Here is a 25,447-nt window from a genome sequence, read left to right on the forward strand (position 1 = left end):
GAACCGCTTACCCGTGCGGCGTCGTACGAACGACTATGTATGGCGTCGTCACGCGGAACGAAGACGAACTTGAGTGGCCGGAGTTCGACCGCGCCTTCTACGAAGTCAAAGACGTGACCGGTAGGTCTGCAGAACCCGTCCCGAACGCGGTGAATATGGTCTCCTGCTTCGGTGATAACGCGGCCGCCGACGCGGAGCCGTCGCTCGTTCCGGTTGATGAGAAGGGCAACGCCGCTACTCGAGACCAACCGTACTTCGACTGGGCCTACATCTGTCCGACCCGCGAGGAGTATCGCGAGGGCCTCTTCGACATCATCGACGACTGCGTCGCGGCGAACGAAGACGTTCGACTCGACGACATCGGTTTTCCGCGGGAAGAGTACTGTCACTGTGATACCTGTCAGGAGGGCTTCGAAGCTAGCGAGTACGACGACCGCCTCGAGTGGCGTGCAAGCGTCATCACGGAGTTCGTCGCCGAGGCTGTCGAGCGAATCCCCGGTCGAGTCTATATGACGCTGTATCCGGACCCGTATCCCGGCCACCTCTACGAACGCGCGGGAATCGATCTCGAGGCGCTCGAGGCTCACATCGACGAGTTCGTCGTTCCGTTGTACGACATGGCCTACTCGACGACCTACTGGCTCGAGACGATCGCGAAGGGATTCGAGAGCGCGCTCGAGACTCCGTTCAGCATCGAATTGTACGCGATAAACATCGAAATCGACGATCTGATCCACGCCGCGGAGGTTGCAGATGCCTACAGCGAGTCGGTTCTCTTCGGCTACGAGGCGAGCAATGGTCGAGCAACGTTACGACGAATGCAGGCAGATCAGCGGGAGGGAGTGTCACACGGAAATCCGGGTGCCTAACGCCGTCTCTGCTGTGAGTGAATCGCGACCGATTCGACGGCACGGTCGTTCACTTTCCCGAGTCTCGCCGTTCGTTCTGCCGGTCTACTCGAATCGCTGGGCTCGCCAGGTACGCAACTCCGCTCTATCGCGGGTATCTCCGGGCAACGTGTCGAACCATTTCGCGGCCGAAATCTCGTCGTCAGGATCCGAGATATCCGGTGTGGTGGTCTCCGCACGCGCCGCAAACACCGGTAAAACACCCCACGTTCGGTAGCCGTTCGTCTCAAGTTCGATACGCGTAATCATCGCGAGACCGTCGTAACACGCATCGACGCCCGCTTCTTCCGCCAGTTCCCGACGTGCGGTTTCGAGAAATGATTCGCCGGGATCGATGCCACCACCGGGAAGCACCCAGAGGTCGACGGCGTCGTGGCGGACTAACAGTAACTCTCCGGACGGGCGATAGACGATCGTGTGAACGCCGTACGGCGCGCCAGTTTGCCGGATCCGGTCGACGAGCGTACGGAACCGCTGGCGAGAGACCGATTCAGTTCGCTCTTGCTCGAGAAACGATTCGTACCGTCGCTCGAGTCCAAGGCTCGCCTCTTCGGCACAGCGGGTCGCCTCTTCGGCTCGGAGCGTTAGCTCGTCGACTACCATTGAACTCTCGGTAACCGATCACGGACCGACGAGCCAATACATGTGGAGGGAGTGACCATAGAGAAACATATCCACCCTCGAGGAATAACGCTTCGGTCAACGAAATTCTCGAACCGGTTCGGTTCCGAACGGTTCGTAGGCCGTTGGTCACAGGACCATTGTCAGCGGATACGAAACCGGTTATACGGTCGTCTACGAACGAAGGGTAGAAGTTCCGTCGTTCACCCGTCCGTGAACCGCCTCGGGTCAAGTGGCTCGAGACGCCATCGGCGTCTCGTCATCAAGCGAACGCTTCGCGTTCGCGGACATCGCGAATTCTGGCGGGACGAAGTCCCGCTGACCTCGCGGGATCAGAGATCCCGCTTCGCTCCGATTCGCTCAGTCACGGAAATCTTCGATTTCCGTACGACCCCGAGGCACTCGGCCTGTTCTCTCTGTAGAACACTCCTGATTGCCGAAATTTGTTCACGCGTCATCACAAAAGCGATAGTTACGAAACGCGATCGCTTCCGGTCTAAAAGCGCCCTCAAGCGTGTTAATCGGTGCTGAAATACCGAGACGGACTATATCGTGTCGTCATCGTCGTCGTCGTCGTCCATGAGTCCGCCATCGTCGTCGTTGTCGTCGTCCATCAATCCGCCATCGTCGTCGCTGTCGTCGTCCATGAGTCCGCCATCGTCGTCGCTGTCGTCCATCAATCCGCCATCATCGTCGCTGTCGTCGTCCATCAATCCGCCATCGTCATCATCGTCCATGAGTCCGCCATCATCGTCGCTGTCGTCGTCCATGAGTCCGCCATCGTCGTCGTCGTCCATGAGTCCGCCATCGTCGTCGGATCCCATCCCGTCATCGTCACCCATCAATCCGTCGTCGTCGTCCATGATGCCGTCATCATCCTCTCGCATCGACTCGCCACCTACTCCCGTCTCATCGCCAATATCCGACCCCGTCGCGGATCCGGCACCTGCGCCGGCACCGGCACCCGCACCTGTACCGGTGTCTCCGAGATCGCCCTCGAGTCTGATCTCGTCGCCGGAAACGCTGGCGACCGCCGTCTCCTGAAGTGGGAACGTGTCGTCGCCCGTCCCCTGCCAGCCGAGTTTCGCTTTTATCGTGTCCGTAATTCCTGGATCTGGTTTGACGTGTGCGGTACCGTGCTCGATATCTGCAACGATTCCGACCTCGTCACCGTTTTCGTTGACGACGCTCTTTCCGATGTCGTCATCGTTAAATTGTGCACACATTGCGTCAAGAACTACCACGAACTGCATTATGTCGGTGCTGCTTGCGAGTGACACCCCTCGGGAGGACGAAGAAGTATACTGTTGTTACTGCCACTTGCTAGCTGTGTTCTTCTTATTCCCCTGAAACGAGCGAGCCTCCCGCGACCAGTTCAGTTCGTCGGAACGGATTTCGATGGCGTCCGACGGTCGGCGTTCTCGAGCTCAGCTGTCACGAGGGCCTGATACGCCCGTCGAAGCCGTTCCGAAAGAGCCTGATGGGAGACGTCCAGTTCGTCGGACAGCTCTTGCATCGATATTTCGCGGGGAATCTCGAAATAGCCGTGATCGATCGCGGCGAGGAGCGTTTCGTACTGCTGATTCGTCATTCCGTATCGGGAATGCATCTCCGTCGTCGGATCGTACAAGCGAACGATCTCCGGCGTGATATCCACCGAGCGGAACCGATCGTAGAGCGTGCGTAGCGCTTCGCGTTCGACGAACCGCACTCTGAGCTGCCAGGAACCATTCGTCGCCGATGCAGAAAGGACGGTACCGTCCGTCGACCGAACGATTTCGAAAATATCGACGATATCTTGATCGAAGTCGATGTCGAACAACCACCGCCCGTCTCCGCTGCCGACTCGCTGATAGTTTCGGACAGTTGACGCGTCGTCCAGTGCGGATTCGAGCACCGGTAAATCCGCTCCTGAGAGCCACAACGTTCTGTTTCTCGAGGAAATAACCTGTTCCATTTCACAGGAAAGCGTCGGAACTGTGTCCGAGACATCGCCGAGACTGGTTTCGTCGATAGGGAGTTTGATATCTACGATCGAGGTCATGGACTCAGTTACAGGTAGGGAGCAATAACGGCAGTTCCAAACATATTAGCCCTGTTCAGTCTGACTGTTTCGTCTCCCGACCGGTCGCTGTGTTACTCGCGGTCGAATTAACTATCGAATAACGGGAACGCGGATCTGAGGTCGTTTTTCCCACAGAAATGGCAGACTCGTTCGCATTTTCTGAGACTGAAATTCCTCTCATCGTGTTATGTATCGTATGTGAGAATGTCCGATCACATGACGTTATGGCCATTCAATAGGCTTTCGCGAGGACAGCAAGTTGCGGTGGTAGCGTTGCTTGCAATCGCAGCTGGTGCGCTTGCAGCGCCGCAGGTGTACGCCCTCGGCAGTGGTGGAGACGGGACAGTCAAAGTCGTCGAAGTAAACGGCATTATCGACTCGAGCGAATCTCAGGAGTTCGAAGACGAACTTCGAGACGCGCGTCACAACGACTCCGTCGAAGCGGTCGTTCTCGAGATCGACAGTGGCGGCGGCCAACCGGCCTCGAGCGAACGAATGTACACGGCGGTCGAACGAACCGCCGAAGAGATGCCGGTAACGGCGGCGGTCGACTCGGTAGGTGCATCTGGTGCCTACTACGCGATGGCACCCGCCGACAAAATCTACGTTGCGCCATCCTCATCCGTCGGCAGTGTTGGCGTGACCGGCCCGGCACCGATGCCGACCGGCCCGAGCGAGGGACAGAGTGCGCCGGATAAGGGATCCTCCCATCCGGACGATGATCGAGCTGATACGGAGATGATCAAACAGACGTTCGTCGACAGTGTCATGGAACAACGCGGCGATGAAATCGAACTCGATCGCGAAGAGGTCGCACATGCACGGACCTACTTCGGCGTCGAAGCAGTCGACAACGGGTACGCCGACGAGATAGGTACGCTCGACGATGCAATCCACAGCGCCGCTGAGGCGGCCGGAGTGGACTCCTACGATATCGAGATGAACCGTAGCGATGCCGGTCCCTTCGACGGACTGGTTATCGAAACGACGGACGACGGTGAACCAGTGATACAGGCTACCGGCGAGACGGGGATCAATCCGTATCAACCGCAACTGATCGCTCCGGAGGTCTGGCACGAGCAGGTCGGCGGTGAACCGGCCGATTCAGTAGTTGCCGCCGATCACGGAGGTGAACAGCCATGAGCGCGACTGGCCGGACGCTGATTGCCACGTTCGTTCTCGGATTCGTTCTCACCATCGGGCTCGTGGCCGCAGGCACTCTCGTCGTCGACGATGGAACGCCGGAACCGGCCGAGCTCGAGCAAAGCCACTTCGAACCCGAGCACGCACTGCCCGACGAAACGGCGGACGGTGGCGATATCACGATGGATAGTCAGGAGTCGTCGAATACCATCCTGATCCACACCGGTGGAGCGGCCGCGGGGCAGGTTGCGGTCGATCCGCTGCCGATCGAGGATAGCGGGGAGTCCCCCGAACTCTCGACGGGTACCATGGGCGGTGCCGATCGGAGTGTTACGCCGCTCGTCTCGACGCTCATCGAAAACGGCCACGAGGTCGAGTTCTACGCGGGTGCTATGGAAGACGGACCGCTCGCACAATCACTCGACGAGGCTGACGCGTTCGTTGCGCCCGGCTCCGTCTCGTTCACCGCACAAGACCGACAGAGCATCGACGCGTTTACCGATGCCGGTGGCCGCTTCGTGATGACCGCCGACCCCGGTAGCTCCGGGAGCGTCGCCGAACTCGGCGGCTCGGACGGACTGTACACGGATGCGGGCTACCTCTACAACATCGCGGAAAACGACAACAACTACCTCAGCATCTACGCCGAGCCGACCGGCAGTTCGGAACTGACCGACGATGTCGACGAGGTCGTTTTCCGCAGTGCCTCCTCGGTGGGAACCAGCGACAGTGATGCGGTGCTCGAGACCGAAGCGACGCTGTCAACCACCCGCGAGGACGGCGAGTACGACGTCGCTACCGTGGACGGAAACATTGCATTGATCGGGGACTCGAGCTTTCTCGAGCCCGAAAACGCACAGCGCGCGGACAACAACGTCCTCATCGGAAATATTGCTGACTTCCTCGTGACAGGATCGGCCGGCGACGCCGATCTACCGGGAACCGAACCGCCGGTGGAGCAACCGCCGGCTGACGAACCGATCGAGGAACCGATAGACGAATCCGAAAACATTCCGGAGATGAACGCCGACGAATCGGAATAGCGCATCGAACGAACACTCGTTTTGACGGGTTTTGATTGGATCGCTCGCGCGGGATGCTCGGCCTCGAGTCGACGTTCATGATCGGCACGAGACTCGAGCGAGTCCGCGCGGACGACACGCAGATCGTCAGAATCCGAACGACACGCACGAGCCAAGAGATGCGTCGGTTGCAATAACCGAAATATCCAATTAAGTTCTCGAGAACTGTCAGACATGACGACGTACGATTCGGTCCTCTTCGACAGCGACGGCATCCTCGTCGATCCACCTGCCAGCGAGACTCAGGCCGAAGCGACCCGTGATGCGTTCCGGTCGGTCGGCGCAACCGTTGTCGAACCTCATCACGTCGACGCGATTGTCGAGGGCGTCACGCTCGAGGAACTCCACGAAATCTGTACCACGTACGACCTCGAGCCCGAGCGGTTCTGGAAAGCGCGCGAACGCCTCGACGAGGAATCCCAGTTCGAGAAATTTCGTGACGGGACCAGGGCCCTATACGACGACGTTTCCGCGATTGCGGCGCTTCCACACACCTGTGGCGTCGTCAGCAACAACCACCATAGCACGATCGAGTACGTCCTGGACGCGTTCGACCTCCACTCGCTGTTCGACACCTACTACGGCCGCGAGAAAACGCTCGAGAGCCTCGAACTGAAAAAGCCGAACACTCACTATCTCGAGAAGGCCCTAGACGACCTGGAGGCCGATTCGGCGCTCTACATCGGCGATAGCGAAAGCGACGTAATCGCGGCGCGTCGGGCGGGCATGGACTCGGTTTTCGTCCGCCGTGACCACTGCCGCGACGTCGGCCTCTCTGTTTCGCCGACGTACGAGGTTTCGAATCTGCTCGAGTTGTCCGAGATCGTAGATAGTTCGGACGAGGGGCCATACAATGTCTGGCGGACGAAAACCGAGAATCACGACTGACGATGTTCTCCACCTCTTTGTAGCGGCCGAAGATCGGTGCGAGCCCTTCGACGCCCCCGAGATCGCTGAATTGTTGAACTGTCACCGGAATACTGCACGGAACACGCTCGAGGATCTGACTTTCATGGGTGACCTCGAGTCGAAGAAGATTGCGAGCGGGAAAGTGTATTGGCGACCCTGCGAGAAGAGCTAACGGTATCGGTTTGGCCGTGAAAAGTGCGGGCCGAGCGCGATTATGAACTACGCCCAGAAATGCTCGCTCCGCTGCGCCTTTCTGGTCTAGTTCAAATCACGCCGATTCCGTTGCTGTCGGCTCACGATTTTATTCGCCGACAGAAAGCGGGCCGGGCGCGATTTGAACACACGGTCGGACGTGCTCACTCCGTTGTGCGCGACCTCCCTGCGATTCAAATCTCGCCGGTTCCGTGATGCACCGCTCACGAATTGTTCGCGGTGTAGAACGGGCCGGGCGCGATTTGAACACGCGACCGTCTGATTAAGAGTCAGACGCTCTGCCTAACTGAGCTACCGGCCCTGTACCCGAAATTTTCGGATACGCATTCAAATACGTTTCCCTTGGTACCCGTCGTGGGAGGGGAACACACACATCAACTACTGCCAATCCCAATCACCGTTCACGGAACGTACCAATCTTCGGGAGCGTTAAGTGCTGTGAGACCTACATCACGTTCATATGAGTATGGGGGTTACGATCTCGTCGATCTCTGACTACGCTATTCTCGGCTGTGGAAGCGTCGGCTACGCCGTCGCGGAGGAACTCGTCGAGCAAGGCAAAGACGTTCTTATCATCGACCGAGACGAAAGCCGGGTCGAATCACTTCGAGATCAGGACCTCGATGCACGAACCGCAGACATTCGCGAACCGGAGGCCGCCGATCTGGTCGCCGAACGCGATGTCGTTTTGATCCTCGCCTCGAACGTCGAGGCGAACAAACGCGCCGTCGAACACATCCGAAATACGGACAGCAATCAGTTCGTCGTCGCCCGCGCGAGCGATCCCGTCTCCGGCGACGAACTTTCCGAACTCGGGGCTGATATCGTCATCAACCCCTCGGCCGTTATCGCAGATTCCGCGCTTCGCGCACTCGAGTCGGGGGAACTTGAGTACAACGCCGGAAAGCTCGCACAGCTCTTAGAGGAGACGACGGAGCGACTGGCGATCGTGACCCAGGAGAGTCCGGATCCGGACTCGATCGCGAGCGCGGCGGCGTTACAGGCGATCGCCACACACCTCGACGTGGAGTCAGATATCGTCTATCTCGGCGATATGGGCCACCAGGAAAACAGGGCCTTCGTGAACTTACTTGGAATCGATCTCGTCCAGTGGGACGAACTCGAGGACCTCTCCGATCACGATACGGTCGCCCTCGTCGATCACTCGACCTCGAGCGAGGTCGATCTCGACGTGGATATCATTATCGATCACCACGAACCCGAGGCGGAGTACGAACCCGATTTCGTCGACATTCGCCCGAACATGTCCTCGACGTCGACGATCATGACGAAGTACATCCAGGAGTTCGACGTCAATGTCTCCGAAGAAGTCGCGACCGCGCTCCTGTATGGGATTCGAGCTGAAACGCTGGATTTCAAACGCGATACGACCCCTGCAGATCTCACCGCCGCCGCCTACCTCTACCCGTTTGCGGATCACGATACCCTAGAACAGGTCGAATCGCCATCGATGTCTCCGGAGACGCTCGACGTTCTCGCGGAGGCAATCGCGAACCGGGACGTACAGGGGAGCCATCTCGTCTCCAACGCGGGAATCGTTCGTGACCGCGAAGCGTTGACCCAGGCCGCCAGCCATCTGCTCAATCTCGAGGGCGTGACGACGACCGCGGTCTTTGGTATCGCCGACGAGACTATTTTCCTCTCGGCGCGGTCGAAGGATATCCGAATCAATATCGGAAAAATCCTCGCCGACGCCTACGGCGAAATCGGCGAAACGGCGGGTCACTCCACGCAGGCGAGCGCGGAGATCCCGCTCGGCATCTTTACCGGAATCGAAATCTCGGCGGAGACGAGAGATACGTTCCTCGAACTGACCGAAGAAGCGGTCAAACGGACGTTGTTCGATGCGATGGGCGTCGAAGGTGGAGAAGGATCGAACGGGAGCTAACTAGGCGATTACTTCTTCTTCTTCCTCGTCGGGGTTGCGAACGCGTTCGACGACATCGTTGATGAGGATGACATCCCCAGCGGCGCGGACCCAACGATACGGGACGATAACGCCGCTCGCACCGCGAGCTTCGGCCTCGAATAGCTCCGTGTTGAGACCCCCGAGCGCGAGCCCGGTAACGGTCTGGCCGTCGACGTTCAGGCGCAGGTCTTCGACTTCGCCGACGAAAACGCCGTTGTTCGAATAGACTTCGCGACCGACGAGGGAGGTAATTTCCTGCTGGGTATCGTCCATAATTCCATTCTTGCATGGCACACTCTTAATTGTTAGTCAGACGCGCAAGCCCTCGGCATTATGTCGGATTAAAACACAATACTGCCGTCATTTCCGAGAAAAATGACGCTAAAAAGTGTATTCTCTCTTGAGTTTAGACACCATCACTTATAAATAACCATAAGATCTAAATAATCGAGATCACCGTGTGGTCGGTAACGCACCAAATGAGCATATGGGTATGGAACGTGTAGACACAGTTGCCGGGGTGCCTCTGACATTCGGCGACCCGGAACGGGTCGGTTTGCCCGGACCGACCTACCGGTTTTACGAAGACCCAGTGAGCGAGACTCGAGTCACTCCTCTGGACGGGTTTCAAGAACGTGTTCGATATCCGCGTACTCGGTAAGCAAGGATTCCATCTCTTCGACGGTCCGTTCGCTTCGCGTTCGTCCACTGCGAACGATGTCCTCGGCGCGTTCGACGGTGGTGAGCGTGTCCGTTTGGACTGCCAGTATCGGAATCCCGCGTTCGGTTGCCTGCCCGATAATGGCTCCCGACGGACGGTGCCCACCGGTAAGGATGAGACAACGAACTCCCGGTGCCTCGAGGGCGGCAGTGTGAATTTCCGACCGATCGCCACCCGTGATGACAGCAGCGTTTTTTGTCCGGCGAAAGTGCCGAAGCGCGCTTTCGGCTCCCATCGCTCCGACGGTAAACCGTTCTACGTACGATTCGGATCCATCCTCCGCGAGCATCGTCGCCCCAAGTGCCTCGGCGAGTTCGTTCACCGTGACACCGGCCAGCGTCTGCTCCCGCGGAAGAATTCCGCGCGTCGAAATACCGTTTCCGTCGAGAAACGGAACGACGTCCGTGTCGAGTTCGTCGTACGCCGCGTCGGAAACGTTGTTAAAGAGGACGCCGTCCAGCCGATCCCCGAACGTCCGAGCCGCCGTGATGACGCGGTCGACATCGCCGGGTGACTCGTAGGACGCGACGAGTAGTACCCGAGCGTCGAGCAACTCGGCGATGTCCGCATCGGTGAGGTCGATGATGCCGCCGACGTCGAGATTGCCGCCACCTTCGACGAACAGCCGATCGCAGTCCGCCGCGAGCGTTTCGTATGCTTCGAGGACCCGTTCTCGAAGCTCATCGGGATCCTCCCGCCCTCGAATCACTTGCTCGACGAACGTCGGTGAGTAAACGATGGGCTCCATATCGTGGATCTCCGCCTCGAACTCGAGGAGTTCTCGGGCGAGGAACGGGTCTTCGTCGAGCGTCTTCCCGACGTTACTCTCGAGACGGGTCCCTTTCGGTTTCATGTAGCCGACGGCTTCGCCGCCGTCGCTACCGTTGTGAACGAGTCGGGCGAGCGCCAGCGCAATCGCGGTCTTTCCGGTGCTTGCCTCGAGGGAACTGATGAGGAGCGCCTCCGTCTCGGTCCGGGTATCCGTGTCGCTATCTGGGGTAGTATCTGTGTCTGTCATAGTTTCTCCGTATCGACTGTGAGAACGAGATCGATCGCCTGTACGCCGTCCGGCCCTGCGACGAGCGGGTTGATGTCGAGTTCGAGGATGGCCGGGAAATCGCTCACGAGCTGTGACAACCGCTGGATCGACTCCACGACGGCGTCGATATCCGCCGGTTCGCGCCCCCGTGCACCGGCCAACAGCGGGGCGGCCGTAAGGTCGTCGACCATCTCGCGGGCCTCGCTCTCGCCGATCGGTGCGACCCGTACCGACGTGTCCTCGAGAATCTCCACGAAAATCCCGCCGAGGCCGAACAACAACAGCGGGCCGAACTGTGGGTCACGGTTCATGCCGACGATCGTTTCGGTCGACTCGTCTATCTCGAGCATCTCCTGAACTTGAACGCCGAGCACTCTCGCATCCGGCTGGTAATTTCGCGCCCGAGTGACGAGGTCCTCGTAGGCGTCGTAGACGTTCTCGTCGGGAACGCCGACCTTTACGCCGCCGATGTCCGACTTGTGTGAAATCTCCGGACTCGCGATTTTCATGACGACATCGCCGTCGATCGATTCCGCAACGTCTCGTGCCTTCTCCGGGTCATCGACGACGGAACCTGCTGGCGTCGGAATGCCGTACGCCTCGAGAAGGTCCATCGACTCGATTCCGAGGCGATTCCCGGGACGCGATGTTGTCCGCTCGAGAATCTCCCGCGCTCGCTCGCGGTCGACGTCGAAGGTTGTCGGTTCGTCCCTGGATCGGTTCCGAATAGCGCGGTACCGAGCGAGCGCATCGAGCCCGGAAACTGCGCGCGCCGGATCGAAGTAGTTCGGGATTCCGAACTCGCGGAGCACTTCCTCGGCGGCTCGCGCTCGGTCGCCGCCCATCATCGAGGCGACGACGGGCTTTCCGTGTCGCTCCCGCGTCTCGATCACCACCTCCGCGAGTTTGTCGTACGTGAGGACGGCCGTCGGCGCGCTGACGACGACGGCGCTCCCGACGTTCGGATCGGCCAGTGCAGTATCGAGCGCTTGGCCGAACCGTTCGACGTCCGCATCGCCGATGATGTCGATCGGATTGTAGATGTTCGCCTCCTCAGGCATCGACTCGGTGAGTGTCTCGAGCGTCTCGTCTGCAAACGATGCCATCTCGAGGGACGAATCACCGACGGCATCCGTCGTGAGAACGCCGGGGCCGCCGGCGTTCGTGACGACGGCGACGTCGCCGGACTCCGGGAGCGGTAACCCGGAAAGCGCACGGGCGTAATCGAACAGTTCCTGCACGGACTCCGCTCGGAGTACTCCGGCTTGCTGGAGCCCCGTTTCGTACGCGCGTTCGCTCCCAGCGATCGCACCCGTGTGGGACGAGGCCGCGTGTGCCCCCGCGTCTGTCCGGCCGGATTTGACCAGCACGATCGGCGTCTCGTCGCTCACCGCCCGCGCGGCGCGGACGAATTCCTCGCCCGCGTCGATATCCTCGAGATAGCCGATGATGACGTCCGTGTTGGGGTCGTCTCCCCACTCGCGGACGAAGTCCGTCTCCTCGAGAACGGACTTGTTGCCCAGCGAGACGACGTCTCGGAACCCGATCTTTTGCTCGTTGGCCCAGTCGAGCACCGCGGTGATGAACGCACCCGACTGGCTCATGAAGGATATCGATCCCTCGCGAGCGTTTTCGGGGCCGAACGTCGCGTTCATTCCGACTGGTGTCGACATGACTCCCAGACTGTTCGGGCCGACGACGTTGAGGTCGTACGTTTTCGCGATTTCTCGGAGTTCGCGTTCGCGTTCGGCCCCTTCAACACCGGTTTCGGAGAAGCCAGCCGTGATGACGACGACGTTTTCGGTTCCCGCCTCGCCGATCTCTCGGAGCGTCTCGAGGACGACCGGCGGCGGAACGATGACAATCGCGAGATCGACCGCCGGGGCGCTCTCGAGGTCGGCGTAACACTCGAGGCCGAGCACGGTTTCGCGGTTCGGGTTTACCGGAACGACCTCGCCGGCGAATCCGCTCGAAAGGTTCTCGAGGATCGCCCGACCGACTGCGCCTTCGCGATCCGTTGCGCCGACGACGGCGACGGTATCGGGTTCGAACAGCTCGGATAGCCTTCCCATCGGTCGAGGATTTCACGAGCAGCGTGTTAAACGTGTTCGGCGTTCCCAGTCCGAAGGAGGATCTCGAATTAGTGCGTCGACAGCGCCGATATCGACTGGCTCGATCCAAAAATCGCGAAGAGATAGATGACGATCGCGGCGACGACGATCGAGCCACCCGGGGGAAGTCCCTGATGGATAGCGATACCATAGCCGCCAAGCACCGAGAGTTGTCCGAACAGGATCGAGAGGATAAGCGTCTCCCTGAAGCTGTGAGATATCTGGGAGGCGGCCGCGACAGGGATGACCAACATCGCGGCGACGAGGATCACGCCGAGAATCTGCATGGCTCCGACGACGACGACGGCGGTCATCACGATCAACAGCGTGTTGTACCAGGTGACGTTGAGCCGCGCAACGCGTGCGGCCTGCTCGTCGAAGGTGATAAACAGCAACTGTTTGTACGTCACCGCGACAATGGCGACGACCACGAGACTTAACACCGCCATCAGCTGTGACCCGCCGGTCGTCACGTACGCGGCGCTTCCGAAGAGATACTCTTCGATGTTCACGCCGGAGAGACCACGGCCGTAACTGATGATGAGCGTTCCGACGGCGAAACTCCCCGTCAGCATGATCGCGATGGGAACGTCCCCGTAGGTGTTCGTTCGCTCCGTCAACCACTGAACGCCAAGAGCCCCGAGGACGCCAACCACGAGCGCGGCCGTCAACAGCGAGCCGTCCCAATCAGTCGTCGTGGTGAACAGCAATCCGACGGCGACGCCGGCAAAAGCCGTGTGCGCGAGGGTTTCACCGATGAGCGCCATCTCCCGGTGGACCAGATATGTTCCGACCAGCGGTGCGACGATGCCGATCAAGACGGCCGTCGCGACCGATCGCCACATGAACCCGTAGCTGAAGACGTTCGTTCCCAGGTAGACGTCCATCCATTGTCCGAAGATGATGAACTGGTCGTAGAGCCCTTCAGCATAGCCGTAGCCGCGAAGCCACTCGAGACCGACGAACGCGATCATGACGACTGCCAGCAGGGCGGTCAATCCGATGCCGACGAGTTCGAGCGGGCGTCTCAGAGATCCGTTCATCAGTGGTGGTGGTGGACGACCTGTCCGGATGTTCCGTACGCCTCGGTCAGGGCGTCGCTTTCGACGAACGATTCGGTATCGCCGTGGTGGTACAGTTCCTGATTGATACAGGCGATGTGGTCTGCGCGGTCAGTGACGACGCCGATATCGTGTTCGATCAGTACGATAGTGATTCCCGACTCGTTCAGCGAATCGAGCAGTCGATAGAACTCGTCACGAGATTCGGCATCGACGCCCACCGTCGGCTCGTCCAACGCGAGCAGGTCCGCTTCGGAGGCGAGCGCCCGAGCGATAAATGCCCGCTGGCGCTGGCCGCCCGAGAGCTGGTTGACTCGCCGGTCGGCGAGTTCCGTTATTCCGACCGTCTCGATAGCATCGTCGACGATTTCGTAATCGAAATTGGTTAACCTCGAGTGGCCCGCGTGCGGAAACCGGCCCATCGTTACGGCTTCGCGGACGGTCACCGGCATCGTTCCGCCGCGGCTAGTCGCTTGCTGGGAAACGTAGCCGATGCGTTCGCCGTGTTCGAACTCCGAAACCGGCTCGCCGAACAGTTCGATGGAACCCTCGTCGGGAGAGTGAAGCCCGAGCATGAGGTGCAAGAGCGTCGTCTTCCCCGACCCGTTCGGGCCGATCAATCCGAGAAAGTCACCCTTCTCGATCGTCAGCGACACGTCTCTGACCGCGACTTTGTCTCCGTACGCGAACGTGACGTTCTCGATAGCAACTGCCGGGTTCACGGTATACTCACTTCCTCCTCGGACGCGAGGCGGCTTATTTCTTCCATTTTCGTCGAATCACTCGGCACCGAGTGCCCGTTTCAACGACGGGATGTTGATCTCTTCCATCTGTTCGACCCACCCGTATCCCGCATCGTCCCACGCTTCGGTGTTGCCCTCGAGTGGCGTCAGGGGTTCGTACTCCGTTGCATCCGTTTCGTCGAGGAGGACCTCGACCATGTCGGGAACATCTTCGTCGGGATTTTGCGTCTCGAAGGGGTCATAGAGGATCGTCTCGATATCGTGTTTCTCGACGACTTCGATCATCTCAGAGATATCTTCGGTACTCTCGACTTCGTCCGGCGAGACGCCGGCCGGCGTGTGGAGTTCGAAATCGTACCGGCGCTCGATGTACTGATAGGAATCGTGGCCAGCGAAAACCGCAACGTCACGGTCCGCGTTTTCGCTTAGCTCGTGTAGTTGGTCGTCAATTGCCTCGAGTTCGTCGAGATAGCCCGCTGCGTTTTCCTCGTAAAACTCGGCGTTATCCGGATCGGCCTCCGCGAGACCTTCGGCGATCGTTTCGACGATGTCCTGGGCGATTACGGGATCGATCCAGACGTGCGGATCCGCGTTCTCGGGAGCGTCGGTCTCCTCGAGTTCCTCCACGACCGAGACGATCGAGGTATCGGCACTCGTTTCCCAGACGACTTCGCCGTCGGCGACGAGTTCGAAGACGATCCGCGTCTGGGACACCTCGGTACCGGAGAGGACGACGTGATCGCCTCGAGATTCGGTCTCGAGTGCGTCGCTTTCCTCGTCCACGTAGCTGACTTCGAGCTGAAACTGTTCGTCGGATCCGAGCGGGAGCACGTTCCCGTCTGCGTCTTCGAAGACGCCAGCGACAGCAATTTCGCCGTCGACGGGAACGTCCGGAACGCCGCCGTGCCAGTGGCCGTCGTGCCAGTAGGCGACTTCCGCTCCGGTTCGCTGATCGTAGAGGTCGAACCCGGTAATGTCGATCTGGTCGGGGTCGAAATCGCGGTCTGCCGGCTCGCGGTCGAAATCGCCGTCGGTGTCCATCTCGAGAAGCTGGTTCTCGAGTCCAGCCATCCCGTCGATCAACGTGACGTGGTCGTAATCGCGTTTGAACTCCGCCGCAAACTCCTGTGCCCACGCGAACTCGTCCGTATCGAGATAGATAAAAACGTTCGAGTCCGCGATGTCTCGCTGCAGATCGCTGGGCGGCTCCCACCCGTGTCCCATCTGACCGGTGTCGATGGCGTTTTCGAACGCTATTTCCTCCCCGGCAATCTGCTCGGCCCAGTCCCAAAGTGGAAAGAACGCAGCGTAGCCGCCTTCGGATCCACCGCTATCGGGCTCGCTAAGACACCCCGCGATCGTGCCGAACGCAACGGCCCCCACCCCTGTTCGGAGGACGGATCGGCGTGTACGGTTCATACGAGTACGTACGAGTGAATGGGTAAAAGGGTTATTATGGAATCGGATATCGTTAATAACTCGTGACACTCGAGAGAGTCGTCTTAGTAATTAGTCCGAACGAAAGCGGTCATCGGCGTGCGAATTCGGCGCATCACAAACGCACTGGCTCTCACGGACGATAATCGAGAAGCGCATTCCGTCGGTGGTAGCGTCGAAATCAGAAAATCCGATCAGTGGTCGTCGTCGTGGTCGTCATCGTCGTGATCGTGGTCGTCATCGTCGTGATCGTGGTCGTCATCGTGGTCATGATCATGCTCGTCATCGCCGTGCTCGTCATCGTCGTGGTCGTTGTCGTATTCACCTATGACGACCTCGAGATCAGGCGTTTCGTACACGACGTGGTCGTCGGCTCGAATCTGGAAGACGACCGTCGTGAACCCGTCGCCGACGCCGTGGAGGTGGACGTGATCCCCGTGGAAATCCTCGTCCGGATCGCTTTCGACGATTCCCTCCTCCGCGCTGTCTGGCACCTCGACGGCGAGTTCGTACTCGTCACCGAGTTCGATCTCGTCGCCGTCCTCGTCCTCGACGCGTGCGCCGAGGGAGAGATTGTTGTCGTCTGGAACCTCGAGCGGATCGTCGTGCCAGTGTTCGCCGTGGATGTATACGGTTACGGAATCGTCGTCTCGATCGATGACCTCGAACTCTTCGATCTCGAGGTCCTCGGGTTCCTCACCGTTTCCGTTGTCGTCGCCTCCGTCGCCACCGTCGTCATCACCGTTCTCTTCCCCATCGTCGTCCCCGCCGAGACAACCGGCGAGAGCGAGCGTTGTCAGCGAACCCGATGCAGCGAGCACCCGTCGTCGGGACGCCGATCGTGGATTAACAGTCACTATTAGACACCAACACCCTATTGTGGGAAGTTACTAATAAATACACCGGTGTTGTTAATCAGTGTGTGTTGATGCCTAGCGCTACGAGTATTCGGAATCCGGAAATCACACCTCGACATCCTCCACGGCATAGGCCGTGATATTGCGTCTGTTCAGCGCACAACCACCTCTTCATCACTCCAACGAAACCGATAGCTGAATGCCGTCGAGGCGTTCGTAGACCGGAGTCGCTTTCCGAACGATATCGAATACGTCGAACCGGATGAGCACTCGGCCGGGTTCGATCGTCGCCCGGCAGATCGGCCCTCGACTCGTGAGAACGACGTAGGGGGGAGCCGGAACCGGTGTCGACGCGAGATCGTATCCCGCTGATTCGACGGCGTCGGACAGAACGATCGGGAGCGTTTCGAGGATTCCCGCGGACTCGAGGGCGGACTGCAACGGTTCGATTACGCGTCGGCGCTCGGTCGTCTGGGTACCGTCCCAGGAGTTGGCGACCAGGTCAGCACAGTAGTCAATCCCGTCGATGACCGTTTCGTGATCGCGCTGAATGCAGCGCCGAGTCGCTCGAACCGGATATGACACGTCGTATACTGTGTCGTGGATACCCAAAGCTGTCCCGGCTTTGGAGTGGCGTTCCGGTCGTGGTATCCCAACTCGGGAGCAAACGTACTCCTAAATGACGAGAACAACGGAGGCAAGCGCGCCGCCGAGCAGGAGGACGGCGCTGTAGGTTGCAACTTGATTTTTGAACTGCTGGTTCGACGACGTCGCAGCGAGGAGGGCTTTGACGACGATACTCGAGACCGTTGCGAGCAAGATCGCGATCGTCGCTTCTGTCGGACCGAGCTGTCCGCCACGATACAGGACGACGGCCGAGGTCGTCGCACCGGCACTCGAAACGAGTCCACTCGCGACGGCTGTAACGTAGAACCCGAGCGTTCCGAACCACACCTCCGCGAGCGATCCGAACACCAACACAGCGAGAAAGACCGCCCCGAACGCGAGTGCGTTTTTCATCGAAAACGGGCTCTCGAGTTCCATCACAGTCGACTCTCGCCAATTCGCGGTGACACCAGCCACGATGAACGCAACGACGATCACCGCGCCGAGGGGAACGATTGCCTCGTAGAGGATATCGACGCCGCCTCCCACGGTAAACGCGAGCGCGATAGCCAGATTCCGAACGGCCATCGCCGCGTCCGCGAGGATGATCGCCGCTACCGCGTAGGAGGCAGCCTCCGGCCGTTGGCGGACGTGATCGAGCATCGTCCCCACAACCGCGGTCGAGGCCGCCAGTCCGCCGAAAAAGCCCGTGACGGCGATTCCGCGGCCGCCGTAACTCGAGACGATGGCGTAGTTGACGATCCCGATCCCCGCCACAGCGACGACCATCAACCAGATCACCTGTGGCTCGACCGGTATGTCGGTGGTCCCGAGCTCGAGAACGTATTCGGGAGGTAACAGCGGGTAGATGACGAACGCCAGGATCGCGAACTCGGTCGTCGAGCGCATTTCTTCTCGAGAGAGCCCCCAGGCGAACTCGTGGAGTTCGCGTTTGAGGACGAGCAGTAGTGAGGAGAGTACTGCAACGGTTACGCCCTCGATGATGAATCCGGCCGCGACTAGCGATCCGACCCCGTAGGCGACGAGCATCGAGACGGAGGTCGTCAGCGAAAGACCCGCTTCCTCATCGTCGTCTATGAGGCCCCTGACGGCGAGTAAGACACCTTGAACGATGACCAACAGTCCACCCAAGACGAGTAACCCTTCTCCAATATCGGTCTCGAGAACGAGAATCGTAAAAACGGCCGCGAGGAGACTGATCAGGGAGAACGTTCTGATTCCGGCCGATCGTTTGGACCATTCTCGCTCGAGGCCGAGAAACAATCCGAGCGCACCAGCCAGCGCGATCCGAACGACCGTCTCGTCGAGCGTCCCCTCGACGACCTGTAACGTGATTCCGTTCATCTCCCAGTGTTATTCGTAGACACATATAAACGGACTGCCGAAATACAGCTTCTGTATCGGAAGAATTCGGATTCGAGCGGATTCGCTGATCTGTTCTCACGGGAATTCAGTGGGTGCGGAAATTGGAGCTTCGAACCGCCCCCGGCCAGTTGAGACGACTATCGAGTCGATATGTCTCGAAGAGCGAGGGGACCGATTTCGCCGTTAGAGCTCGACGTACTGCGCTTCCCACTCGCGACGGGCCTCGAGTTCGCGTTGCCCGCGTCGGGTGAGCGTATAGAAATTGGTCCGCCGGTCCCGTTGCCCCTTCTCTACGAGGCCTTTATCGACAAGCGTGTCCAGATTCGGGTAGAGTCGCCCGTGGTGAATCTCTTTTTCGTAGTACTGTTCGAGTTCCTCCTTGATGGCCAGTCCGTGAGGTTCTTCCTCGCCAGCGATGACATAGAGCAAGTCACGCTGAAATCCTGTCAGGTCGTACATTGGGTAAGTACCGGTTGTACTTTCTGTCGGAATTTAATAAATATATCGGGTTGCTCCGATCAATACGGCCATTTTCCGAGTAGCGTACGCACAACGGAGATACATACCACCTATAGCACTAGTGAGAGATTAGCCACGGATCCACACATAACACGCAGTTCATGTTTAGCTTTCAGATGATTTTTGAGAGTACAATTATGGGGTATCCGCTCCGCTACCTTCGACAGCGAGGAAAACCCAGCGTCCACGCTGGGGAGGATGTCATACAACATTGTACCGACCGTACCCTATCGAGTTGACTCGAGAAGTGCAATGATACAACTATTCTAGATTAGCCATCCGTAAACAGGAAAGCAAACCGCGTGGCGGAAAAATGCCACGCGGTTGCTTGCCGCCCTGAATTGGTCCCCGCTGACGCTTCGGCCCTCCAAGCGAAGCGTCAACTGAAGAAATTGGCCCGGAGTACTTAAAGGTATCGACAATGCCTGAAAGACGGATATATTTGAGACGATTCCTGTTTTCCGTTAAATATGTTCTTCCTCGAGGGTCCATCCAAGCGCCCGTTTGTAATACGTGAACATTTTCTCGACGCCATCGTGGTTCATATCTTCGCTTTCGAGATGTTCTTTGAGGAACTCGTACTGCTCTCGGATCTCCTGCTCGTCTCGCATGTGAAGGAATAACCACTCGAGACGCAAAAAGGTCGCCACTGCCCGTTTTCGTGGACGTTCCCGAGACTCGGAACAGACTGTCGGATACCAGTGGCCGCGACAGATACCCGCTTCGTCACAACGCTACCGCTGTCGGATTGCAGTGGCGCGAAAAAATGTGCGACCGATTTGGGTATCCGATCGAACGGTGACCAAACGGTGACCGAAGGGGATCTCGATCGATCCTCCCGATCAGGCGTTGTTATCGTTTGATTCGTTATCGTCGCCTTCGTCGTCCATATCGTCGTCATCCGCTCCGTTCATGTCGTCGTCCTCTTCGTCCATACCGTTTCCTTCCTCACCGAGGGTGAGCGTAACTTCTTCGTCGTCGCCGTCGATTTCGACGTCTTCTTCCGCCTCATCCCCTTCGTACTCGGCGGTAACGGTGTATTCGCCGTCCTCGAGGCCCTCGAATTCGACCTCGCCGTCCTCGTCGGTTTCGTCTTCCATCTCTTCGTCGTCCATCTCATCGTCGTCCTCGTCCGCTGGGCCGTCTTCGTCTTCTTCGTCCTCACCGTTCTCGTCGTCCATCTCTTCGTCGTCCATCTCTTCATCGTCTTCCTCGTCCGCTGGATCGGCTTCGTCACCCTCGTCGACAGTGACGGTCGCTCCCTCCACGGGCTCTTCGTCACCGTCTTCGACGGTTACGGTGAGCGTATACTCGCCGTCTTCGTCGTCATCTGCTGGGTCGTCGTCATCGTCGTCGTCACCGACCGGATCACCGTTGTCGTCTTCGGGGTCGTCCGCGGGATCATCGTTGTCCTGATCGTCGTCGGCACAACCGGCTAAAACCAGTGCACTTGCTGAACCAGCGGCAACTACGAACTTCCGTCGATTGAGTCGTGGGCGAGACATACAATCAGATAGTACGTTCCAGACTGTTGGAATGCGGCCTGCAACTGCCGTACGTTGATCACCTAGGGCACTTCCAATAACGAAATCAGACAGTCGGCGTAACTGAGAGGACGGTTGTCGCAACCGATGGAATTAATACGGGCTCGATCCCGTTGCATTCATAACCTAGTTGTAACTACAATACAATGATCGAGGCGTGAAACGACGGATCGCGCTCGGGTTTGGGTTTGCGGCGCTCCTCATGGCCGTTCTCATTACCGCAGTTGGGGGCCAAGACGTATTCGATGAGCTCTCCAGGGCGGATTACTCAGTGTTGGGTCTCGGTGTCTTATCGGGCATTTTCGCGTTGGCCTTTCGTGGATTCGTCTGGAACAGGTTCCTCACGTTGGTCGATAGCGGACTGTCTCGAAAACGGATCACTGGCGTCTTTCTCACCGCGATGTTCCTCAAGTACGTGACGCCCTACGGCCAGCTTGCCACCGAGCCATTCGTCGCGTACCTCGTTGTCCAGGAGTCGGAGATGGCGTACGAGGACGGTCTCGCGGGAATCATCTCCGCGGATCTGCTGAACTACCTTCCCTATTACTCGTTCGGGTTTCTGGCCCTCGGAATCGTCGCAACCGGTGATGCGCTCGGTAACGATCTGTTCGCGCAATTCGTCGCCTTCAGCGCCCTCTTCGTCGCGGTCATCTCGATTATCGCCGTCGGTGCTCGTCGCCCAGATATTGTCTACAGAATCGTCCTCTTTATTACCAGCGTCCTCCGACGCGTTCTCGGAAAACTCACGCCTCGGTTCGACGAACAACTCAGTCGGTCCGCCGTCCGCACCAGACTCGACGGCTTTTACGCGACTATCACGATGATTACGGCGGACAGACGAACGCTCCTCATCACGGCGGTGTACGCACACATCGGGATGCTATTCCTGATGCTCCCGGTCTACATCGGTGCAGCCGCGCTCGGTCACCAACTCTCACTGCCGGTCGTTGCCCTCGTTGTCGCCCTCGGAAAGCTCGGTGCCATCGTCCCCGCTCCCGGCGGAACTGGCGGAGTCGAAGCAATGGTAACGGCGAGCCTGACGACACTGGGGCAACTCGAGCCGGCGGCCGCGCTGACTATCGCGATCATCTACAGAGTCTGTACGTACTGGCTCACGGTCGGTATCGGAGGGATCTCTGCGGTATCTGTCTTGTTTCGAGGAGAGTGATTAGGTCGGTGGGTCTTTTGGGCTCCTCGCCGTACACGCGAGTATGAAAATTCGGGGCGAACGCGAGTGTACCGAGTGTGGCACCCGATGGTCGTACTACGAGACCGGGAGCGTTAGCTGTCCGAACTGCGGGACGCTCCGAAGCGTCGGTCTCGACGATCGAACCGAACACACGGATATGGAGGTCGCGTTCGATCTGACGCCGGTCCGGAACACTATCGACGACAGCTCGACGGGCGAACTCGCCGAGCAAAGTCGCGAGCGCGCCCGCGAGTACATTCGTCAACGGGGATTCGTCAACGGCGGCGATCTTCGGGAACTCGACGACACCTATCTCGCCGCGACCGAGTTACTTCACATCGCAGATATCGTTGCGCGCGAACGACGACTCGAGGAAGACGAAGAGCTCTACTTCCTTTCCCTGCTCGAGATCGCAGATCGCGGTCAACGGCCACCGCCAGCCGAGGTTCCCCCGTCGCTCCGCTCGGCTCGCGGGATCGCCGCCGCGAACGCCGTTCGAGAGTACCGCCGCGATATCCGAACCTGGAGCGAGGACGAATCGTTCACGACCGACCAACAAAGCGCGCTCGAGACGCTCGGGGATCACGTCACGCGAATCCGAATGCTCGAGGGCGATATCGAACCGAAAACTGCCGAGACCCTGATCCGGGCGACACGCGAACTCGCGGATGGACTCCGCGGCGACGGGGACGCCCTGGCGAGTGCGACACACAGAATTCAAACGCTCGAGTACGAGTAGATCGGATCACCGAAGCGGTGTCACAAACTGCCGGAAGACCCCATCCGGCTCATAGGGTCGCTCGTAATTCTCTCCCGATATAGATACTCAGTCATCGGTTTCGCTCGGCGAAACTCGTTCTCCGCTGAGGCTGGCTGAAAATAGGTACGAACGACCCTATCAGGGAAGGTCGACGTCGATTCCTTGCTGCGTACTCGCCGCGTTGACCGTGTTGTGAAGCAACATCGCTCGAGTCATCGGCCCGACGCCGCCGGGAACGGGCGTGATGGCGCTCGCTTTCGATTTCGCGCTCTCGAAGTCGACGTCGCCGACGAGTTCGTACCCCTTCTCGTTGTCCGCGTCGACCCGAGAGATGCCGACGTCGATCACGACCGCTCCGTCGGCGAGCATCGAGGCGTCGACGAGTTCCGTGACGCCGGAGGCGGCGATCACGATGTCGGCACGCCTCGTTTTTGCCTCGAGATCCTCGGTTCGGGAGTGACAGACCGTAACCGTCGCGTTGCCGCCGTCGGCTTTTTGCATAAGCAGGTTCGCCATCGGTTTCCCGACGATGTTCGATCGACCGATGATGGTCACGTCCGCCCCTTCCGTCTCGACGTCGTAGGCCTCGAGCAACTTCTGGATCCCGTGCGGGGTACACGGCTTGAATCGAGGCTGGCCCGCGACGAGCCGGCCGACGTTTTCGGGATGGAACGCGTCGGCGTCCTTGGCCGGGTCGATTCGTCGAAGCACCTCTCGATAATCGATGTGATCGGGAACCGGTTCCTGGACGATGTATCCGTGAACGGACGAATCGTCGTTGAGATCCTCGATTGCGTCGTACAGCTCGGTCGCCGGGGCGTCCCCGTCGATTTCGACGTGGGTTCCTTCGATCCCGACCTCCTCGCAATCGCGCTGTTTCATGTTGACGTACGTCTGACTCGCGGGATCGTCGCCCATCAGGACGGTCGCGAGTCCCGGCCGCGTTCCGGCGTCGGCGAGCGTTTCGATCGCGTCGGTCAGTCCATCGCGAATCTCGCTCGCAACGGCGTTTCCGTCGATGATCTCGGTCATCACTCGAGTTGCCGTGAGCGAGCGTAATCAACCCTCGGGTTTGTGCCTATTTTCGGATGACTGGTGGCAGTGATATGCATGTTCTTGCCTACTAGTGCGATCGGAACCGTAGACTCCCATCACTATCGGCGTTTGTAGAGGCCGGAAAGAATACTCTGTGGCGCGTTGGACCGAAGGCCGTCGCGATTCGGTCGCTCGAGTTGGGCTATTCGTACAGCGGGTTCGCCTCACAGAGTGCGTCGACTTCCGCTCGAACCTCGCTCTTGACGTCGTCGTCTTCGGGTGCGTCGATGACTCGAGCGATGCAGTCGGCGACCGTTTGCATGTCGCTCTCGTCGAAGCCGCGCGTCGTCAGGGCTGGCGTTCCTGCGCGGATACCGCTCGGGTCGAACGCCGAGCGCGTTTCGCCGGGGACGGTGTTGCCGTTGAGGACGATTCCCGCGTCCTCGAGCGCGTCTTCGGCGTCGCCGCCGGTAGTATCGGGGTGGCTCTCACGCAGGTCAACGAGCACGAGGTGATTGTCGGTTCCCTCCGAGACGAGCGAGAAGCCGTGCTCGGAGAGCGCCTCACCCAGCGCTTTGGCGTTGGCGACCGTCTGCTCGGCGTACTCCTCGAACTCCGGCTGGAGCGCTTCCTCGAAGCCGACCGCTTTGCCTGCGATGTTGTGCATGAGCGGGCCGCCCTGTCCGCCGGGGAAGACCGCCGCGTCGATATCGTCCGCGTACTCCTCGCCGGTCATGACGATTCCGCCGCGTCCGGAACGGATCGTCTTGTGCGTCGAACCGGTGACGAAGTCGGCGATGCCGACGGGGGAAGAGTGTACGCCCGCCGCGACGAGTCCGGTGATGTGGGCGATATCCGCGAGGTGGAACGCGTCGACGTCGTCGGCTACGTCCTGGATCCGTCCCCACTCGATTTCGCGCGGGTACGCGGAGTAGCCCGACACGATGATGTCCGGTTCGAACTCCGCCGCCTGCTCCGCGAGTCCTTCGTAATCGACGTAGCCCGTTTCGGCGTCGACCTCATACTGCTCGACTTCGTAGAGCTGACCGACGAAGTTTGCGGGGTGGCCGTGGCTGAGGTGGCCGCCGTGGGTCAGATCGAGCGAGAGGATCTTATCGCCTGCCTCGAGCATCGCGAAGTAGACGGCCTGATTGGCCTGCGTTCCCGAGTGGGGCTGGACGTTGACGTGTTCGGCACCGAACAGTTCGGTCGCACGGTCGATCGCGAGTTGCTCGACCTCGTCGGCGTATGTACAGCCGCCGTAGTAGCGCTCGCCGGGGTAGCCTTCGGCGTACTTGTTCGTCAGCGCGCTTCCTTGTGCGTCAAGGACCGCCCGGCTGGCGTGGTTTTCGCTCGCGATCATCTGAAGCGTCGATCGCTGCCGATCAACCTCGTTCTCGAGGGCGTCGGCGACGGCGGGATCGACGTCCCGGACGTGGTCGTGTTCCATAATGAATTCCCTTACTGGACGCTCCATAAGTGTACCTTTCCTCGGCAAGTGAGGTCGCTTCTCCCCGTTCCGTACCACGCCACCAACTCACAAATGACGGGAACCTGTTAGCTCGATA

26 protein-coding genes and 1 tRNA gene are annotated in these 25,447 nt (G+C 59.3%); 9 read left to right on the forward strand and 18 right to left on the reverse strand.

Going from position 1 to position 25,447, the window contains the following annotated elements:
- Positions 1 to 35 precede the first annotated feature (35 nt).
- Positions 36 to 869 (forward strand): hypothetical protein, encoded by an 834-nt coding sequence (locus ACYQ14_RS02495; RefSeq protein WP_459884499.1) that lies wholly within the window; start codon positions 36 to 38, stop codon positions 867 to 869.
- A gap of 84 nt (positions 870 to 953) precedes the next feature.
- On the opposite strand, the gene ACYQ14_RS02500 is transcribed toward ACYQ14_RS02495, so the two are convergent.
- The 3 genes from ACYQ14_RS02500 to ACYQ14_RS02510 all read right to left on the reverse strand — a co-directional run bounded on the left by ACYQ14_RS02500 (position 954) and on the right by ACYQ14_RS02510 (position 3,573).
- Positions 954 to 1,511, reverse strand: coding sequence for an NUDIX hydrolase (locus tag ACYQ14_RS02500; protein WP_459884501.1), 558 nt, complete (start codon positions 1,509 to 1,511; stop codon positions 954 to 956).
- Positions 1,512 to 2,074: 563 nt separating this feature from the next.
- Positions 2,075 to 2,755 (reverse strand): hypothetical protein, encoded by a 681-nt coding sequence (locus ACYQ14_RS02505; RefSeq protein ID WP_459884503.1) that lies wholly within the window; start codon positions 2,753 to 2,755, stop codon positions 2,075 to 2,077.
- 149 nt (positions 2,756 to 2,904) lie between these two features.
- A complete protein-coding gene (locus tag ACYQ14_RS02510; RefSeq protein ID WP_459884505.1) occupies positions 2,905 to 3,573 on the reverse strand; it encodes a helix-turn-helix domain-containing protein in 669 nt (222 codons plus the stop codon).
- A 285-nt stretch (positions 3,574 to 3,858) separates the two neighbouring features.
- Here ACYQ14_RS02510 and ACYQ14_RS02515 point away from each other — a divergent pair, with 285 nt between their 5' ends.
- The 5 genes from ACYQ14_RS02515 to ACYQ14_RS02535 are packed head-to-tail and all read left to right on the forward strand — an operon-like array spanning position 3,859 to position 6,900.
- Positions 3,859 to 4,737, forward strand: coding sequence for a S49 family peptidase (locus tag ACYQ14_RS02515; RefSeq protein WP_459884507.1), 879 nt, complete (start codon positions 3,859 to 3,861; stop codon positions 4,735 to 4,737).
- The gene (locus ACYQ14_RS02520; protein WP_459884509.1) at positions 4,734 to 5,780 is read left to right on the forward strand and encodes a hypothetical protein; all 1,047 of its coding nucleotides are present in this window, start codon (positions 4,734 to 4,736) and stop codon (positions 5,778 to 5,780) included. The genes ACYQ14_RS02515 and ACYQ14_RS02520 overlap by 4 nt, the downstream gene beginning before the upstream one ends.
- A 35-nt stretch (positions 5,781 to 5,815) precedes the next feature.
- A complete protein-coding gene (locus ACYQ14_RS02525; protein ID WP_459884512.1) occupies positions 5,816 to 5,956 on the forward strand; it encodes a hypothetical protein in 141 nt (46 codons plus the stop codon).
- Between the two features lie 37 nt (positions 5,957 to 5,993).
- The gene (locus tag ACYQ14_RS02530; RefSeq protein WP_459884514.1) at positions 5,994 to 6,707 is read left to right on the forward strand and encodes an HAD family hydrolase; all 714 of its coding nucleotides are present in this window, start codon (positions 5,994 to 5,996) and stop codon (positions 6,705 to 6,707) included.
- Complete coding sequence (locus ACYQ14_RS02535) at positions 6,673 to 6,900, forward strand: hypothetical protein (protein ID WP_459884517.1); 228 nt, start codon at positions 6,673 to 6,675, stop codon at positions 6,898 to 6,900. Before ACYQ14_RS02530 ends, ACYQ14_RS02535 begins: the two co-directional genes overlap by 35 nt.
- A 268-nt stretch (positions 6,901 to 7,168) precedes the next feature.
- Here ACYQ14_RS02535 and ACYQ14_RS02540 read toward each other — a convergent pair.
- Positions 7,169 to 7,242: transfer RNA gene (locus ACYQ14_RS02540), tRNA-Lys, on the reverse strand.
- Between the two features lie 159 nt (positions 7,243 to 7,401).
- Here ACYQ14_RS02540 and ACYQ14_RS02545 point away from each other — a divergent pair.
- Positions 7,402 to 8,850, forward strand: coding sequence for a DHH family phosphoesterase (locus ACYQ14_RS02545; protein WP_459884519.1), 1,449 nt, complete (start codon positions 7,402 to 7,404; stop codon positions 8,848 to 8,850).
- Here ACYQ14_RS02545 and ACYQ14_RS02550 read toward each other — a convergent pair whose 3' ends face one another.
- The 12 genes from ACYQ14_RS02550 to ACYQ14_RS02605 all read right to left on the reverse strand — a co-directional run bounded on the left by ACYQ14_RS02550 (position 8,851) and on the right by ACYQ14_RS02605 (position 20,856).
- Complete coding sequence (locus ACYQ14_RS02550; protein ID WP_283837497.1) at positions 8,851 to 9,144, reverse strand: PRC-barrel domain-containing protein; 294 nt, start codon at positions 9,142 to 9,144, stop codon at positions 8,851 to 8,853.
- Between the two features lie 335 nt (positions 9,145 to 9,479).
- Positions 9,480 to 10,610 carry a phosphotransacetylase family protein gene (locus tag ACYQ14_RS02555; RefSeq protein WP_459884521.1) on the reverse strand — a complete coding sequence of 377 codons (1,131 nt, stop codon included), beginning with the start codon at positions 10,608 to 10,610 and terminating at the stop codon, positions 9,480 to 9,482.
- Positions 10,607 to 12,703, reverse strand: coding sequence for an acetate--CoA ligase family protein (locus ACYQ14_RS02560; RefSeq protein WP_459884523.1), 2,097 nt, complete (start codon positions 12,701 to 12,703; stop codon positions 10,607 to 10,609). Before ACYQ14_RS02560 ends, ACYQ14_RS02555 begins: the two co-directional genes overlap by 4 nt.
- 68 nt (positions 12,704 to 12,771) lie before the next feature.
- On the reverse strand, positions 12,772 to 13,785 hold the full coding sequence (locus ACYQ14_RS02565; RefSeq protein WP_459884525.1) for a metal ABC transporter permease: 1,014 nt from the start codon (positions 13,783 to 13,785) through the stop codon (positions 12,772 to 12,774).
- On the reverse strand, positions 13,785 to 14,525 hold the full coding sequence (locus ACYQ14_RS02570; protein WP_459884527.1) for a metal ABC transporter ATP-binding protein: 741 nt from the start codon (positions 14,523 to 14,525) through the stop codon (positions 13,785 to 13,787). The genes ACYQ14_RS02565 and ACYQ14_RS02570 overlap by 1 nt, the downstream gene beginning before the upstream one ends.
- 57 nt (positions 14,526 to 14,582) lie before the next feature.
- Positions 14,583 to 15,965 (reverse strand): metal ABC transporter solute-binding protein, Zn/Mn family, encoded by a 1,383-nt coding sequence (locus ACYQ14_RS02575; RefSeq protein ID WP_459884529.1) that lies wholly within the window; start codon positions 15,963 to 15,965, stop codon positions 14,583 to 14,585.
- Between the two features lie 212 nt (positions 15,966 to 16,177).
- On the reverse strand, positions 16,178 to 16,804 hold the full coding sequence (locus ACYQ14_RS02580; RefSeq protein WP_459884531.1) for a hypothetical protein: 627 nt from the start codon (positions 16,802 to 16,804) through the stop codon (positions 16,178 to 16,180).
- Positions 16,805 to 17,014: 210 nt separating this feature from the next.
- Positions 17,015 to 17,425 carry a DUF7988 family protein gene (locus tag ACYQ14_RS02585; RefSeq protein WP_459884533.1) on the reverse strand — a complete coding sequence of 137 codons (411 nt, stop codon included), beginning with the start codon at positions 17,423 to 17,425 and terminating at the stop codon, positions 17,015 to 17,017.
- A gap of 90 nt (positions 17,426 to 17,515) precedes the next feature.
- Complete coding sequence (locus ACYQ14_RS02590; RefSeq protein WP_459884535.1) at positions 17,516 to 18,811, reverse strand: MgtC/SapB family protein; 1,296 nt, start codon at positions 18,809 to 18,811, stop codon at positions 17,516 to 17,518.
- A gap of 204 nt (positions 18,812 to 19,015) precedes the next feature.
- Positions 19,016 to 19,291: a PadR family transcriptional regulator gene (locus tag ACYQ14_RS02595; RefSeq protein WP_283837509.1), complete on the reverse strand. Its 276-nt coding sequence runs from the start codon at positions 19,289 to 19,291 to the stop codon at positions 19,016 to 19,018.
- A gap of 524 nt (positions 19,292 to 19,815) precedes the next feature.
- Entirely contained in the window at positions 19,816 to 19,962 is a 147-nt protein-coding gene (locus tag ACYQ14_RS02600) for a hypothetical protein (protein ID WP_283837510.1), read from the reverse strand.
- 231 nt (positions 19,963 to 20,193) lie between these two features.
- Positions 20,194 to 20,856 (reverse strand): hypothetical protein, encoded by a 663-nt coding sequence (locus ACYQ14_RS02605; protein ID WP_459884539.1) that lies wholly within the window; start codon positions 20,854 to 20,856, stop codon positions 20,194 to 20,196.
- 196 nt (positions 20,857 to 21,052) lie between these two features.
- On the opposite strand from ACYQ14_RS02605, the gene ACYQ14_RS02610 reads away from it, so the two are divergent.
- Together ACYQ14_RS02610 and ACYQ14_RS02615 are read left to right on the forward strand one after the other, a co-directional pair.
- Complete coding sequence (locus ACYQ14_RS02610; protein ID WP_459884542.1) at positions 21,053 to 22,063, forward strand: lysylphosphatidylglycerol synthase transmembrane domain-containing protein; 1,011 nt, start codon at positions 21,053 to 21,055, stop codon at positions 22,061 to 22,063.
- A gap of 43 nt (positions 22,064 to 22,106) precedes the next feature.
- Positions 22,107 to 22,823, forward strand: a complete 717-nt coding sequence (locus tag ACYQ14_RS02615; RefSeq protein WP_459884545.1) for a DUF7117 family protein — start codon at positions 22,107 to 22,109, stop codon at positions 22,821 to 22,823.
- A gap of 159 nt (positions 22,824 to 22,982) precedes the next feature.
- On the opposite strand, the gene ACYQ14_RS02620 is transcribed toward ACYQ14_RS02615, so the two are convergent.
- The gene (locus ACYQ14_RS02620; RefSeq protein WP_283837517.1) at positions 22,983 to 23,876 is read right to left on the reverse strand and encodes a bifunctional methylenetetrahydrofolate dehydrogenase/methenyltetrahydrofolate cyclohydrolase; all 894 of its coding nucleotides are present in this window, start codon (positions 23,874 to 23,876) and stop codon (positions 22,983 to 22,985) included.
- A gap of 205 nt (positions 23,877 to 24,081) precedes the next feature.
- On the reverse strand, positions 24,082 to 25,329 hold the full coding sequence (gene glyA / locus ACYQ14_RS02625) for a serine hydroxymethyltransferase (protein WP_459884548.1): 1,248 nt from the start codon (positions 25,327 to 25,329) through the stop codon (positions 24,082 to 24,084).
- Positions 25,330 to 25,447 lie beyond the last annotated feature (118 nt).

It is taken from the genome of Halostagnicola bangensis (genome assembly GCF_054653435.1).